Annotated in this window: 13 protein-coding genes; 6 read left to right on the top strand and 7 right to left on the bottom strand. The window is 52.6% G+C overall.

Going from position 1 to position 13,779, the window contains the following annotated elements:
• Positions 1-30: 30 nt before the first annotated feature.
• Positions 31-714, bottom strand: a complete 684-nt coding sequence (locus BLU57_RS00140) for a PEP-CTERM sorting domain-containing protein (RefSeq protein WP_090314779.1) — start codon at positions 712-714, stop codon at positions 31-33.
• Between the two features lie 119 nt (positions 715-833).
• Between BLU57_RS00140 and BLU57_RS00145 the strand changes: the two genes are divergently transcribed.
• Positions 834-1,373, top strand: a complete 540-nt coding sequence (locus BLU57_RS00145; RefSeq protein ID WP_090314780.1) for a histidine phosphatase family protein — start codon at positions 834-836, stop codon at positions 1,371-1,373.
• A gap of 16 nt (positions 1,374-1,389) precedes the next feature.
• On the opposite strand, the gene BLU57_RS00150 is transcribed toward BLU57_RS00145, so the two are convergent.
• Positions 1,390-2,487, bottom strand: coding sequence for an SMP-30/gluconolactonase/LRE family protein (locus tag BLU57_RS00150; RefSeq protein WP_090314781.1), 1,098 nt, complete (start codon positions 2,485-2,487; stop codon positions 1,390-1,392).
• A 215-nt stretch (positions 2,488-2,702) separates the two neighbouring features.
• Between BLU57_RS00150 and BLU57_RS00155 the strand changes: the two genes are divergently transcribed.
• Entirely contained in the window at positions 2,703-3,977 is a 1,275-nt protein-coding gene (locus BLU57_RS00155) for a prenyltransferase/squalene oxidase repeat-containing protein (RefSeq protein ID WP_090314783.1), read from the top strand.
• Positions 3,978-4,030: 53 nt separating this feature from the next.
• Positions 4,031-4,699 (top strand): HAD family hydrolase, encoded by a 669-nt coding sequence (locus BLU57_RS00160; RefSeq protein WP_090314784.1) that lies wholly within the window; start codon positions 4,031-4,033, stop codon positions 4,697-4,699.
• Between the two features lie 10 nt (positions 4,700-4,709).
• Here BLU57_RS00160 and BLU57_RS00165 read toward each other — a convergent pair whose 3' ends face one another.
• A complete protein-coding gene (locus tag BLU57_RS00165) occupies positions 4,710-5,474 on the bottom strand; it encodes a M90 family metallopeptidase (RefSeq protein ID WP_090314786.1) in 765 nt (254 codons plus the stop codon).
• A 263-nt stretch (positions 5,475-5,737) separates the two neighbouring features.
• Here BLU57_RS00165 and BLU57_RS00170 point away from each other — a divergent pair, with 263 nt between their 5' ends.
• Both BLU57_RS00170 and BLU57_RS15955 read left to right on the top strand, forming a co-directional pair.
• Positions 5,738-5,932 (top strand): entry exclusion lipoprotein TrbK, encoded by a 195-nt coding sequence (locus tag BLU57_RS00170; protein ID WP_090314789.1) that lies wholly within the window; start codon positions 5,738-5,740, stop codon positions 5,930-5,932.
• A gap of 69 nt (positions 5,933-6,001) precedes the next feature.
• The gene (locus BLU57_RS15955) at positions 6,002-6,139 is read left to right on the top strand and encodes a hypothetical protein (protein ID WP_176776331.1); all 138 of its coding nucleotides are present in this window, start codon (positions 6,002-6,004) and stop codon (positions 6,137-6,139) included.
• A gap of 319 nt (positions 6,140-6,458) precedes the next feature.
• Here the strand turns inward: BLU57_RS15955 and BLU57_RS00175 are convergent, their stop codons facing one another.
• From BLU57_RS00175 to BLU57_RS00190, 4 genes are all read right to left on the bottom strand, one after another.
• Positions 6,459-8,165 carry an ABC transporter ATP-binding protein gene (locus BLU57_RS00175; protein ID WP_090314790.1) on the bottom strand — a complete coding sequence of 569 codons (1,707 nt, stop codon included), beginning with the start codon at positions 8,163-8,165 and terminating at the stop codon, positions 6,459-6,461.
• A gap of 47 nt (positions 8,166-8,212) precedes the next feature.
• Positions 8,213-8,905, bottom strand: coding sequence for a lipoprotein-releasing ABC transporter ATP-binding protein LolD (gene lolD / locus BLU57_RS00180; RefSeq protein WP_090314791.1), 693 nt, complete (start codon positions 8,903-8,905; stop codon positions 8,213-8,215).
• Positions 8,898-10,145: a lipoprotein-releasing ABC transporter permease subunit gene (locus BLU57_RS00185; protein ID WP_090314793.1), complete on the bottom strand. Its 1,248-nt coding sequence runs from the start codon at positions 10,143-10,145 to the stop codon at positions 8,898-8,900. The genes lolD and BLU57_RS00185 overlap by 8 nt, the downstream gene beginning before the upstream one ends.
• A 108-nt stretch (positions 10,146-10,253) precedes the next feature.
• Complete coding sequence (locus BLU57_RS00190; protein WP_256334333.1) at positions 10,254-10,967, bottom strand: Crp/Fnr family transcriptional regulator; 714 nt, start codon at positions 10,965-10,967, stop codon at positions 10,254-10,256.
• 340 nt (positions 10,968-11,307) lie between these two features.
• Between BLU57_RS00190 and BLU57_RS00195 the strand changes: the two genes are divergently transcribed.
• Positions 11,308-13,773: a hypothetical protein gene (locus BLU57_RS00195; protein WP_090314794.1), complete on the top strand. Its 2,466-nt coding sequence runs from the start codon at positions 11,308-11,310 to the stop codon at positions 13,771-13,773.
• Positions 13,774-13,779: the final 6 nt, after the last annotated feature.

Consider the following 13,779-nt stretch of genomic DNA (forward strand, 5'->3'; position numbering starts at 1 on the left):
GCTTGGCTGCGGGATATGAGGTATTGCAAATTAACTTAATTTATTACGACGAACATTCCAGCCGAGTACTGCAATACCAGCCAGTAAGAGCGCATAGGTGGAAGGTTCCGGTATCGGTGAGATAGAAATCGCATCGAGGTCGAATCCTTGACTGGCGCCCAATACGTCAAGACCGCCGATGCCTACTTTGGTAAATGCCGTAGCTCCGAGTCCAGCCAGGATACCCGCATAACCGGATAGATCCAAGGTAATTACACCGGCTGCATTGGTGGTAACGGTCGGTTGGATATTACCGCCATTGTCAGTCCAGAGAAATAATTGCGCGCTCTCACCGCTATCTCCGGTTTCCCAGATTTTGAGTATGTTGTTCGCGCTAAAATTGGCACCAAAGCCTACTTCAATATAAGCGCCGGTGAAAGCTGTGCCCGAAACGCCAGGCTCACCCGGTAGCGATAAAAAACGATCGTCGGGTGCTCCCAATACCGAGCTGCGCGCTTCTGCTTCTGTCAAGACAATTGGAAAGCCGCCTGACAGAGAACCGCCATAAAAATCCCCTGGAAAACTGCCGCCGACACTACCCCGAAGCAATGTGTCCGTGGTGCTGCCAAAGGTTTCTGCCGCTGCTGACACTGGGGACAGTGCGATAGCGCCGAGAGATAGTGCAACTAAAGAAGAATGGAAATATTGCTTAACTTGATTGATTGAACCCATCATCTTACTCCTTTGTTGTGAAAAATCATTTAACTGCACGTTTCATACTACTCTCTAATAGGATAGAGATAAAATGTTTTACGCAAGTGTCACTGATGATATAAATTTTTTGTAGACGGTGTATGAATGTTTACTGCATGCGCCACGGGCGCACGAATTACAACGACCTCGGCTTGTGTAACGACGATCCTGGCAGGGATGTGTATTTGACGGAAACCGGCATCGCGCAAGCGCAATCGGCGGCGCATGAGCTGCGCGATGCGGCGTTTGAGCGCATTATCGTTTCACCGTTGCCGCGCACGCGTCAGACGGCGGAAATCGTCAATCGCCATCATGCCTTGCCAATCGAGGTGCACGCCGATCTTGCGGATATCCGCTCGGGGTTCGAGAGCCGACCGGTACCGGATTATTTTGCCGCGATTAGTCACGATCCGCTGCGGGCGCGCGTGAATGGCGGCGAGTCGTTGCTGGATCACAAGCAGCGCGTGCTGCGCTTTATCGATTGGCTAAAAGCGCAGCCGGAGAAAACCCTGCTAGTAGTCGCCCACGAAGAAACGATGCGGGTATTCGTCGCCTATTTTGAGGGCGGCATCGCAGATTCTCAATTGCGGGATATTCATGTGGGGAATTGCGAATACCGGCGTTACGTTTTGCACCGCTAATTCTGGTTTCACCGGTTCAGCGCGCCAGCCAGCCCAATCCTTTGGCGTGCAGGCTTTGGATATACAGCCGCTCGGGCGTTTCGGTCACGGCGGTGGTTTCCGGGTAAGCGCCGATGGGATCTTGCAGATCGGCGGTTACCGTGCCCTCTTCGTTAAATGCGATCACATGGCCATAAGCCTTGGGCACCGGCCACAATGCCCGCGGCAAGCGCAGCGTGACTTTGCGCAGCAAGGGTTTATCGCTCATGGCGTCGATGACCGGGTTACGCGGTTTGGCGAAGCCGAGCCAGAGTCTGCCGTCAAGGCCGCGCATCAGGTTGTCCGGGTAGCCGGGCAGATTGTCGAGCAGCACGGCAGCTTGCGGCGAACCTTGTGTAACATCGAGATCGTTGGCGGTTACGGCGATCTTCCACACGCGATACCGGCCTGTTTCGTTGACGAACAGCGTTTGTTCATCCTGCGAGAGTGCGATTCCGTTGGCGAAACTCAATCCCCTGGCCACGATGCGCGCCGTTTTGCGCGCCGAATCGTACTCGAGAACGCGCCCGGTGGACGATTGCTCCATGATATCGAGAATGCTAGCTGCGAAAGTGCCGCCCCAGTCCTTCGGCGCAAACCGGGTTGAGGCGTCGGTGAAGTAGATCTTGCCGTTGGCCCCGACCACGACCGCATTGGCGTAGCGGATCGGACCACCGTTCACGGTGTTAATCAGAACGCGGACAGCGCGATCCGGTCCGATCGACAGCAATCCTTTCATGGCGTCGGCGGCGATCAGATTGCCGGCGGCATCGAAGCCGAAACCCAGCACACGCCCGCCGGTGTTGACGAATACTTCTTGCGCCGTGCCGTCGGGATTCATGCGCACGATATTGCCGCTAGCCATTGCGGCATACAGCTTGCCGTCACGCGCCAATGCGACATGTTCCGGCCCGGTTTCATCGCCCAGATCGATTAACCGGATGCCGCTAAGCCGGTTGTTCGCTGCATGCGGGCCGCTGTACCCCGGCGCGGCGGGTGCTTGCCAGCTCACCGGCTCTACCGGTACCGGCCATAAGATGAGGTACGCAGTCAGCGCCAGCGTGGCGATGATGAGTGTCCAACCGGTTTTTTTCATATTCTGCTGTTAGTCCAGAAGGTTTAGTGAGCCTGCACAAACCGGTATTTTGTCATTTCATGGCGATTTCTGTAAAAATTATCGCTTGCGTGATCTACTTCCCAGCATTCGTACATCCTGCCATACTGCAAATTGATTGGTTGACATCATTCCGGCAATAACTTCATGTGTGCGCCCGGACATACCGGGGGCTAAGAAATTGAAAGGGGAATTCCATGACTCGGATCACTGAAATTATCAATCATGCGGGCCGATGGCTGGAGCAGCAACAGGATAAAGAATCCAAAGGATGGGGCGAACGGCGCGGCAGTCATGTCAATGTATTAAATACAGCCGAGGCTGTGATTGCGTTGATCGATAGCGGGGTTTGCAATGCGGGCACCGGCGCGATCCGCGGCGCGGTTGATTTTCTGCTGAAACATCAGACATTGGATGGTCCGGATGCCGGTTCATGGCCACGGGAATTAACCACGGACGAAGGTGAAACTGTTGATATTCCGGACTTGGTGCGAACTACCTATGCGATCCAGGCACTCATCAAGGCGGGTAAGGGAATCGACGAACAGCCTCTGCAATTGGCGTTCGTGTGGTTGCTGGGCCGCCGAAATGAAAATACCAAAGGCTGGGGTTATGCGCGCGGCAAACCCGATGCGCTGATGCCCACGTGTTTTGCGCTGAACGCCTTGCTCGATGCTTACGATGCCTACCCCGGCGCGTATCAGACCCAGATTCAGGAGAGCCTGCAACATCTGGTGGAGGCTTACTATCACGAGGGTGGAGATGAAGTGCGTGGCTCATTCGGCGCGCCGGGGCCGTTGCAAGGCATTCATACCATCTATGCCGCACTGGTATTGCAAATCGCCCGCGCTAATAACCTGAGCCGGTATCCGGAGCAGGAGAAGCAAGCGATCGAATGGCTGCTGCGCAACCCTGATAAAGCCATCCGGTTGCGGGAAGAATGGGTGGAGATTGACCAAATCCAGGTTACGGATGGCCAAACCGGCGGTTATGGGTTCATGGTGATGGCCGATACCTTATTGATGAAGCTGTTGCTGGGATCGGAAAGCGTCGACGACAAAAAAAGCGCATTGGCGCATGAAGCCATGCATAGCCTCAAAGACAAGATTGATGAAAGCAGCGGTGCTTTTTACGGCCCGCGGTTATTTTCCTGGGCTACGGCAAAAGCATTATCGGCTTTGGCGGTGATGCAGAAGCACGCCGGTGCTGAATATCCCGATCTCCCCGCGCGGACGCCAGAATCCCGTACCGAGTCCGGCGGCTGGAAAACTGGCCCTGTCATTATCGGTTTCGTGACTTTGCTTTCGGGACTGGGTTTTTATCTGATGGTCAACGATAAATTCGGCTTGCTTGAATTCAGCTTCTTTGTCGCGATGATGCTGGCGGCGCTGCTGGCGTACGGTGCCATCGGCGAGAAAACCTTCAGCGAGCTATTCGGCAGCGTCGGCGGTTTATTAAAAAAGGGTAAATAGAAAACAAACGATGAGCTGCGCTGCATGAACGGCTGTAATGTGAGAACGGTGCCATGATTGATACCATCATTTTCGATGCGGAAGGCATTGTCATTGATACTGAAACGATCTGGGACAAGGGGCAGGCGATTTTTCTACAACGCCGGGGCTTTGTCTATGATCGGGAACGGATCAAACCCTTGCTTACTGGGCGCACGCTGGCCGAAGGTGTGGAAGTCATGAGGCAAGCGTACCGGTTCGATGGTGATACCGAAGCCTTGGCGCGCGAGCGTGCGGATATCGTGCGTGAGCTTTTTATTCATGAGACTGCTTTTATCGAGGGCTTTCTGCCATTCTACGAATCCGTGCGCAGCCGCTACAAAACCTGTGTCGCAACGGCGATGGATCAGGATCTGCTGAAACTCGTCGATCAGCACCTCAATCTTTCAGCGTTGTTTGAAAACAGAATCTATACGCTCGACAAAGTCGGTTACCGCTCCAAGCCGAATCCGGATATTTTTCTGTATGCTGCGCAACAGCTTGGGTCAGCGCCGGAACATTGCGTCGTCATCGAAGATGCGCCGCATGGGATCGATGCCGCAAAAAGCGCCGGGATGTGTTGCATCGCGATCAGTACAACGTATGATCCAGGCAAATTGCAAAAAGCGGATTTTGTCGTCAATGCATACGCGGAAATTGACCTTGCCGCCGTGGATCAATACGCATCGATACCGATGAAATAACCAGCAGGTATCAGCGCCAGCGTTTTGCCGGGTCTTGACGGTAAAACAGCGCGAGCTGCTCGTACACGGACGGGAAATGTTCCTGCGTGACGAGCGGCAGTTCAAAAAAAGCTTCGCTCAGCACCGCGAAAAACTCCGCCGGACTCTCCGCCGCGTACGGATCGATCACGGTTTCCTGTTGCCGGTCGACCTGGCGGCAAAATTTCTTGTAGGCCGTGCTGAATACTTCGTGCCAGGTATACGCGCTCATATTGGCGTGCAGTTCCGGGCAACCGTTGGCGCCCTCGTACAGCATGTCGATCTTGTGCGCGAATTCGTGGATCACCACGTTTTCTCCCAAGTGTGAAACCGGTTCCAGTGCATCTTGCCAGGAAAGAATCAACGGCCCGTCAGACCAAGCCTCGCCTGACGCCGCGTGCTGCACATGGTGCACGATGCCGAATTCATCCTCGTAATCGTAATCCAGCATGAATTCGCCGGGATACACAATAATTTGGCTCCAGCTGCGGTAGTAATCCAGGTCAAGATTAAGAATCAGAATGCACGCTTGCAACGCAATCGTGGCACGAATTTCCTCGGTGATTTCCAATTCATGCGCGCCGTAAAATTTCTTGTCATGCAGAAATAACGTGGCGCACTCGCGCAAGCGCAAGAGCTCTTCAAGACTGAGTCCCTTCAGGCAACGCAAATGAATCAATTTTTGCCAGACGGCATCGGCAATGCCCTCGTGCTGAAGGATCCGGTTACGGTGCCAATTCGTTAAGCTCCATGACATGCGAATAATCTCCGGGAAACTGCGGTGATCTTGTGTTTATGCCTTTGGACGGGTTATATAAAGGCGGTCTAGCGAGGATGAAAATAATACCTTCTTTTGTTCCGTTTTGCCTGAAATGGACACGGAGAAATACTAAGACCATGAGAATTCAGGTAGAATTGCACTGTTAGGTTCGTGTGGCAGGGCCAACGCCAAACGATTGAGAAATCGGATATAACCATCAAGCCATAGTGTATTTTTAGATTTTTAGAGGAAGATTGTAAATGAATTTTAAATTTAGCATCGTTTGTATTATTGGCCTGAGTATCGCCCTGATCGGTTGCGGCGGAGTTCCCGAAGCAAGTTCGGAAAATTGTTCAGGAAGAGGCATGGAATCATCGCTGACAGAATTCAAGAACGACGAAGCTGCACGCGAAGCCTTTATCGCTAAATGCGATGAACTGAAAAAAGCAAAATAAGCATACAGCTGGAAATTCAAACCCGGCTGCGGGGATGGTTTCTAGCGCTTTGTAAAAAACTGGGAGTGAATGTTACTTCCAGCGAACGGCGAATTGGAAGCACGTGCTTCGTTCGCCGTTTTTGTTTTCATGGCATTGCGTGATGATGGCGCGGTTGCAGATTGCGGAGCGAGAGAATTCTCTTCGATTTCCCTTAGAAAAGATTGAGCCAGAAGGGATTTACTATATGAACATATCACCAAAGCAGCCAGGCTGATCGAAGAAACCGGCTACAAGTGGCGCTTGCTCGAACTACGGGAGTTGCAGCTAAGCTATCGGCTATCAGCGCGCACGATTCCGGTGCAATAACCTAGGGAAGCTTTGAAAAACGACTGCGCTCGCTCAAGCTGTGTTGAAATCAGGCTCAAAATGCTCATTTACCCAATGTAAATTGCGCTTTTTTACCTGATTTCGCCTTGCCTGATCATCGCGCGCGTTACCTTTTTCAGAGCTTCTCCAGCGTTCGCGTTAAAACCTCGGAATCTGATTACACCTGCACTTCCTGCGACAACGCTTCTGCTTCCCCATTGGAAAGCATGAACACGCGGTCGGCGGCGTTGATGATTGCCGGTTGGTGCGAGACCGCGATAATTGTCAAATCCTTGGATAGATTTTGCAGTGTTTCGCAGATGGTGCGCTCGCTTTCCGGGTCCAGTGCGCTGGTGGGCTCGTCCAGAATCAGGAACGACGGGCTGTGCGCCAGCGCCCGGGCAATTGCAATCCGCTGGCGTTGACCACCGGAGAGCAATCCGCCGCGTTCACCGACTACGGTCAGCATGGCATCCGGCAGCGCGCTGACAAAATCCCAGGCGCCGGCCTGGCGCAGTGCGCGTTCGGCATCGTCGGCGGTGAGCGTTGGTTCGCCGACCAGAATGTTATTCAGTATGGTGTCGTGCAACAAAATGGTGTCTTGCGAGACATAGCCGATCATGTGGCGCCATTGGCGCAGATTGATGTCATGCAGTGAAACCCCGTCGATGCGGACTTCGCCGGATTGTGGTTCGGTTAAGCCGCACAGTAAATCCAATAGTGTGCTTTTGCCGGCACCAGATGGCCCCATCACGGCGGTAAAAGTATTCACCGGTATTTCGATATTTAGGTCCCTAAATATCACTTTGCGATCATAATTGAAGCGCACATGGTGCAGCGTAATGCCTTGTTGCAAAGTGGGTTGCAGTGTTCCAGTCGCTCTTTCGGCGGCTGCGCGCGCGCCTTCAGCGGCCTTACGCAACGCCCAGTAGGCGCTTTCTTGCGCGGCCAGTTGCTGGTGCCGCCGCTGCGTCTTGTTCAACAAGCCGAGGATACGCGTCAGCAAAAATACCATCAGCATGACTTCCGGCAGCGACAACTCCCATACCACCAGGGCGAGATACAAACCGCTAGCGGTCAGGGCGGCCAGAATAGGCTCTTGCAGCGCGTTCAATGCTTCCCGGTTCATCACTTCGCGGCGCGTGGCTTTTTCCAGTTGCTGCGTTTGTTCGCGCAAGATAGCATCGGCTACGTTATCGCGCGCCATCGCTTTGAGTGATTTCACCGAACTCAGCACATCCGACAGGTAGGCGAGCAAATCGCGCAACAAATGGGTTTGCTTCGTGCCCGCGCGGCGCGTGGCGCTGACTAAACTGTTGAGCACAAACAATAGAAACGAGCCGATAATCAGCGAGGCGAGTGTGGCTTCCCATGAAATGAATAATGCGACAATGGCGTATACCAGCACCTGCACCATGAGTGACAGCACATTGACGCTATGCTCGAAACCATTGGCGGCGCGGTAAGCTTCCGAAGCGATGGAGTTGGCGAGCGACCCGACTGGCTGGCGCAAATAATATTGCCAGCGGCTGGCCAGCAAGGCTTCGATCAGATCCAGACGCAATGCGGTGGCCACATGCGCAACGGTATAACCGACCTGACGGTTGGCCAATAGCAGCACCAATCCCTTGAAAAACATGCCGCCGACGATGATGATCAGAATGGTATCCAGCGTGGGATCGATGCCAATATCTTGCAGCGCTTTTTCCATGAATTTGCCGATGCCGGAATCGCCCGATCCGCCGGATTCACCGACTGCGATCGATATCAAAGGCAGTAAAGCGGTCAGACTCAGCCCTTCAGCAATACCGGCAATCAGCAGCGCAACGAGCACAAAGGCGCTGCGCTGGGGGAAGACCATAATGTACGTATATAAAGTCCGCATAAGCCGGTTACAAAAATAAATCAGAAATCATTGGATTGTTTACAGGATCATGACGCATCGGATATGTCGCATAAAACGCCGTCGATCAATTGCTGGATGCGCTGAGCGCGATTGGCCAGGCGCGTATCGTGCGTGACAACGATCAGGCTGGCGTTGATTTTATGATTTAACTCCAGCATCAAATCAAATACATGCTCGGCCGTTTTCCGGTCCAAATTCCCGGTCGGTTCGTCCGCCAGAATGCAGGCCGGTTGTGTGACCAACGCGCGTGCCACCGCAGCGCGCTGGCGTTCTCCGCCGGAGAGTTCGCCGGGGGTATGCGTCAGGCGGTGGCTCAAGCCGACCAGTTTGAGCATATCGGCGGCGCGGTCGTAGGCTTCCTGGTTGGGTAGGCGGCGGATCAGCAGCGGCATGGCGACATTTTCCAGCGCACTGAATTCCGGCAGCAAATGATGAAACTGATAAATGAAGCCGAGTGAACCGTTGCGCAAGCGGCAGCGTTGCTCTTCACTGATCTGCGCGATATTCTGTCCGAGAATCCGGATGTCTCCGCTGCTCGGCGCATCCAATCCGCCGAGCACATGCAGCAGCGTGCTTTTGCCGGAGCCGGATGAGCCGACGATGGCGAGCATCTCGCCCTTGATCAAATCCAAATTGACGCCCTTTAACACCGGAACGGCCAGATCGCCTTGCGAAAACTGCTTAGTCAGGTTGCGGCAGGAAATAACCACATCATTCATAGCGCAAGGCCTCCGCCGGATTTACTTTGGACGCCCGGTAGCTGGGATAAATCGTGGCCAGCAGACTCAAAACAAACGAAGTGACGGCAACAGTGGTAATGTCCGCCATCTGCGGATCGGTTGGGATCTTGCTGATGTAATAAATTTCACGCGACAGGAATTGCACGTTGAACAGGCTTTCAATGAACGCCACCACTTCACCGACGTTGTAGGCCAGCAGCATGCCGCCGGCCACGCCGAGTACCGTGCCGAAAACGCCGATAAACGTTCCCTGCACGATGAAAATCTTCATGATGCTGCGCGGGCTGGCGCCCAGTGTGCGCAGAATCGCGATATCCGATTCCTTATCGGTTACCGCCATCACCAAAGTCGAAACGATATTAAATGCCGCAACTGCAATGATCAACGCCAGAATCAGCGACAGCATGCGTTTTTCGATCTGGATGGCGCGGAAGTAATTGGCATGCTGTTTGGTCCAGTCGCTGATATGACTGTCGATAGTCAGCAGCGCGGGTAATTCTTGCACCACTCTGGGGGCTTGAAACAAATCGGTCAGCTTCAAACGCACGCCGGATACATCGTCGTTTTCCATGCGGTACAATTTTTGCGCATCGAACATGTGAATCAAGACCAAGCCGGAGTCGTATTCAAAATGCCCCACATCAAAAATACCGACGACGGTGAATTGTTTCAGTCTTGGCAAAATGCCCGCGGGCGTGACTTGGCCTTGCGGTGAAATCAAAACAATTTTGTCACCGACGAAAGTGCCCATCATGCGCGCCAGCTCCATGCCGATCACGATGCCGAATTCTCCCGGCGCCAGGTTATCCAGCGCGCCGCTGACCATCGAATGGGAGAAATTAGCCACTTTATCTTCCATTGCGGGCAAAATACCGCGCACGATTACGCCTTGCACCACTTGGTTATGCGACAGCATGCCTTGCGCATGGACGAACGGGGCGGCCGCTTCGACGGCGGGATGTTTAGCCGCTTCTTCCGCAGTTTGCTGCCAATGGCTTAAATTGCCATGCACGCTGCCGATCTGCACATGCGATGCAACGCCCAGAATGCGGGTGCGCACTTCTTTCTGAAAGCCGTTCATGACCGACATGACGGTAATCAGCGCAGTCATCCCCAAGGTAATGCCCATCAGGGAGATCAGTGAAATAAACGAGATGAAGTGGTTGCGTTTTTTGGCGCGCGTATAACGCAATCCAATGAAAAGCTCGTAGGGAGACACGAATTAAAGTACCCGTAATAAGTTCAATTGCGAAGTTTGCCACATTTAAGCAAGGCTTAACAAATAATCGGGCATGGTACGCCGGGAATGTTACAACAGTGAAGACAGTTAGAAGCTGCCGCGGGCCTCATTGACCATTTGAGTCAGTTTGGCGATATCGAGCACATGTAAATCATGCCCTTGGCGCAGGATGAGGTTGCTTCTGACGAGATTATTCAGTTCACGCGAGACCGCTTCACGGTGGGTGCTGACCAAATTGGCGATTTCGGTTTGAGTGGGTGATGGAGAAATGATCGCGACATTCGTCGAAGTCATGTGATTTCTTGCCAGACGCAGCAATTCCGATTGAATCCGGTTGCGTACCGCCAATGTGCTGTAATCGTACACACGTTCGGTCAGACGGCGGACTTGTCCGGTCAAACGTTTCAATATGGTTTCGGCGATCAGCCGGTTGGAATACACCAGATCTTTGAATTCCAGCGCTGGCATCGATGCCAGCAACGTGCTGGTTCTGGCGATGGCTGTGGCGGAGCGGGGGTGGCCGTCGATTGCCGTCAGCTCGCCAAACATTTCGCCGGTGGGTAAATCGCACAGGATCACTTCCTGTCCGGAGAGACTGTGATACATCACGCGGATTTCACCCTGAACAATGAAAAATGCGCTATTGGTGTGATCGTGATAGCGCACGATTTCATTCCCCGCGTCATAGCGGTGCCATTGGCAAGCGGCTGCGACCATTTCAATGTCCTTGGGCGGCAGATGTTGAAACTCTCTAATAACTGACAACATAGCCGTAGCGCGGTCAATCGGTATATTCCGCATGCTCATCCTTTCCCGGTTTTCTAAAAAATCTTTGTCCATTTTCAGATTTTAAGCAACTCTTCTATCCCCTGATAGGGATAATGATATATCAAAATGGAATAAGGTAAAAAGACTTCTTATTTGAACCGGGAAAACAGAAAAGCCTTGGAAAGCAATGAAAAAGAGCATTGCTATCGACAAAACACTTAGGATTTGTTGATAATGATCAATGTTCATTTGCATAATTACAAAAGTTTTTGGAAAGATTGGTAAGATGAAATTGTAGTTTGATGGGTTTGTTGTCCATGTAGATTCGTGCCGTTCAGTCTCACTTAACTAGGAAATAGTAAGGGGAAGATCCATGACAGCTTTTCTGAACAGTAGCAATTTCTCAACGGGCTCCAGCGATGAACAGCAATCACTGGCTCAGGCATTAAGCGATATTCTGAAAAACGAGTATCACGGCAGTTTCTTCGTGCTACTGGCTGAGTACCAGCGCATCCTGGCAGATAACCATCAGCGTCAGCGCTGGCCGGAAGTCCATAAAAAGCTCGATACCTTATTTAAATGCGGCAGTGCGGAAGTCATCAGCGGGCCGATGATCGGCATCCCCGTTTCCATACGGGATAGCGATTATTTCAAGGAAGCGGCCCAGTTGCTCGGCAAGGAAAGATCAATGATGGCCACTATCGAATGGATGGCTACCGCTTGGAATGCGACGTATGCCGATACCGGTTTGTGGATGGGGAAAACCTTTGAGCCGGTATCGCGCGAAACAGTGGCAGCAAAAACCCATAACGATGCGAAAACAATGAGCGGTTATGATCCGGCTACTGTGCGTATCGGGCGCAATTTTTTCCGTGAACCGCCCGATCCCACTGCGCTGCAAGCGATCGGATTGCCCGCGCTGACGCAATTATGGAAACTGAAAGACCGGCCGATGCGTCCCGATGCGCGCGGATTTGACTGCCAGCTGCTGACGGAAAATTTGGCCAAAGAGAAAGCCATTCCCTATAGTAAAACCGGCGGTTATTTTCTTTGCAACATGGGCACTTCCGTGGTTCCGGAAATGCAAGGTAAGAAAGTGTATCAACTGAATTACCGCTGGCCTGACCTCGGTCCGGTGTACCCCATGACGCGCTTGATCGATGAAATCGTTCGCATCGACGATGGTATTTATTTGGGTCAATTGGTGTTCGCCACGCAGCATTACAGCTTGGGAGCCTTGGTTTTGCCAAATGGCCACGTCGTATCGATCGGCGATAACTACCCATACTGCTCGATGATCGACAATATCAAACGAATTTTTCCCATGGGCTGGATGGATGAAAAGGATCCGTACGGTTATCAGAATAACGGGTTTTTCTTGATGGTCGATCCGGCATATGCCAAGGCATTTTATGCAGACGATGCATTTCCGCAATTGCGCCCGCGCCCGGGCGAAATCGGCTTCAACGAGCTGGGATATGCGCAAACGGCATCCACTGCGTGCGTGTCTGAGGGTGAGAAAGCCGCGGCGGCGGGGGTGCAGCACTGCCCGGAAATCACTGATTGGGTTGATGATTGGAAGCAGAATGAAGCGCTCAAACATAAATTCACTACTTTCATTCTGGAAGAGTCGCCCAAAGGCGCGGAAGATGGCGATGTGACTCAATTGCTGCGCGAAGGCGAGTCGATTTTGCAAATGCTGCAACGCGTCAGCGCTGAAATTTCCGCGCAGAGCAATCCGCAAGACAACCTGAAACATTTCGAGAAACTCAACCGCCTGTTCCGCCGGGGCGTTGCGCCAACGGTGGAAAATGGCTTATTTCAGGGGCACGGCGCGCGTGGTTTTAACATCCGTATCGACAGCGATGAAACGGCGGATTGGTACGGTGAAACAACACGCACGGTTGGTTTTGATTATTACCACGGCGCTACGCTGAATCTGCATTGCGGTTTTACTGAAACCTTTTGTCCCGATCTCAATGCCAAACCGGACGATGAATATCTTTTTCCCGGCCGGCTTGCGAGCGATCTGGCACTGGGACACAGTACACCCAATGTGCTCAACCTGATTTGGCACAGCATCGGCAAGTATATTTTTCCGTGGGCGGGCAAATCGTATGAAAAAATTTCCGGGCGGAAACTGAGCATGCTGCTTGATGAGAGCAGTGATCTGGCCGAGCGCTATCCCGAGCGTGTGCATGCGCTGAAAACACATCTGGCCAGCGCGCCGCATTACACGCTGGTGGAAAAAAACAAAGCGCATTATTGGGATGCTGAAGGTGTGTACGCTCAGCATTTGAAAAGCGGCGCTTGGGATCGTGGTATGTCCGGTGAAGACAAGGCATTCTGGGAAAATGAAGCGGCTGCGCATTGGGTAGATGGCTACAATATTCAGGACAAGCGTGTCATTGCGGCGGATCCGTTGATGCGGATTGTCGATATGAATTACCGGATTCCGGATGCAGCGCTGCAAGCGGCATCGGCGGCTGGACCATCGCCGTTTGCGCGGCAAGGCTACATTTTTCTCGGTGTGGACGACCGGGAGTCGATTTTACCCATGAATAATGGCGATGGAAAAAAGAAAAAAGTGTTTCAGTTTCACTACCGCTTTCCCATGATCGGCGGTCCGGTTCCGATCGGTTTTTGTCTCGATGAAATTGTTGAGATCGCCGATGGCCTTTATTTGGGGCAATTGATTTATTCCACGGCATTGGATAGGCCATTCCATTCGTCCGTCGATCCTGCAGAGTATCACTATCAGCTGTTTGGCTATTTTTTGCTGCTTGATGATGCATGGCAGTATCACCGGCTGGCAATCGGATTGGATACATTGAGTTAATCAGCG

It is taken from the genome of Nitrosomonas oligotropha, from assembly GCF_900106555.1.
In the GTDB taxonomy this organism is placed as follows: Bacteria; Pseudomonadota; Gammaproteobacteria; order Burkholderiales; family Nitrosomonadaceae; genus Nitrosomonas; species Nitrosomonas oligotropha_A.

Coding starts and splice junctions, on each gene's coding strand:
- BLU57_RS00140 (WP_090314779.1), bottom strand. CDS start 714: ATGATGGGTTCAATCAATCAAGTTAAGCAATATTTCCATTCTTCTTTA.
- BLU57_RS00145 (WP_090314780.1), top strand. CDS start 834: ATGAATGTTTACTGCATGCGCCACGGGCGCACGAATTACAACGACCTC.
- BLU57_RS00150 (WP_090314781.1), bottom strand. CDS start 2,487: ATGAAAAAAACCGGTTGGACACTCATCATCGCCACGCTGGCGCTGACT.
- BLU57_RS00155 (WP_090314783.1), top strand. CDS start 2,703: ATGACTCGGATCACTGAAATTATCAATCATGCGGGCCGATGGCTGGAG.
- BLU57_RS00160 (WP_090314784.1), top strand. CDS start 4,031: ATGATTGATACCATCATTTTCGATGCGGAAGGCATTGTCATTGATACT.
- BLU57_RS00165 (WP_090314786.1), bottom strand. CDS start 5,474: ATGTCATGGAGCTTAACGAATTGGCACCGTAACCGGATCCTTCAGCAC.
- BLU57_RS00170 (WP_090314789.1), top strand. CDS start 5,738: ATGAATTTTAAATTTAGCATCGTTTGTATTATTGGCCTGAGTATCGCC.
- BLU57_RS15955 (WP_176776331.1), top strand. CDS start 6,002: ATGTTACTTCCAGCGAACGGCGAATTGGAAGCACGTGCTTCGTTCGCC.
- BLU57_RS00175 (WP_090314790.1), bottom strand. CDS start 8,165: ATGCGGACTTTATATACGTACATTATGGTCTTCCCCCAGCGCAGCGCC.
- lolD (WP_090314791.1), bottom strand. CDS start 8,905: ATGAATGATGTGGTTATTTCCTGCCGCAACCTGACTAAGCAGTTTTCG.
- BLU57_RS00190 (WP_256334333.1), bottom strand. CDS start 10,967: ATGCGGAATATACCGATTGACCGCGCTACGGCTATGTTGTCAGTTATT.
- BLU57_RS00195 (WP_090314794.1), top strand. CDS start 11,308: ATGACAGCTTTTCTGAACAGTAGCAATTTCTCAACGGGCTCCAGCGAT.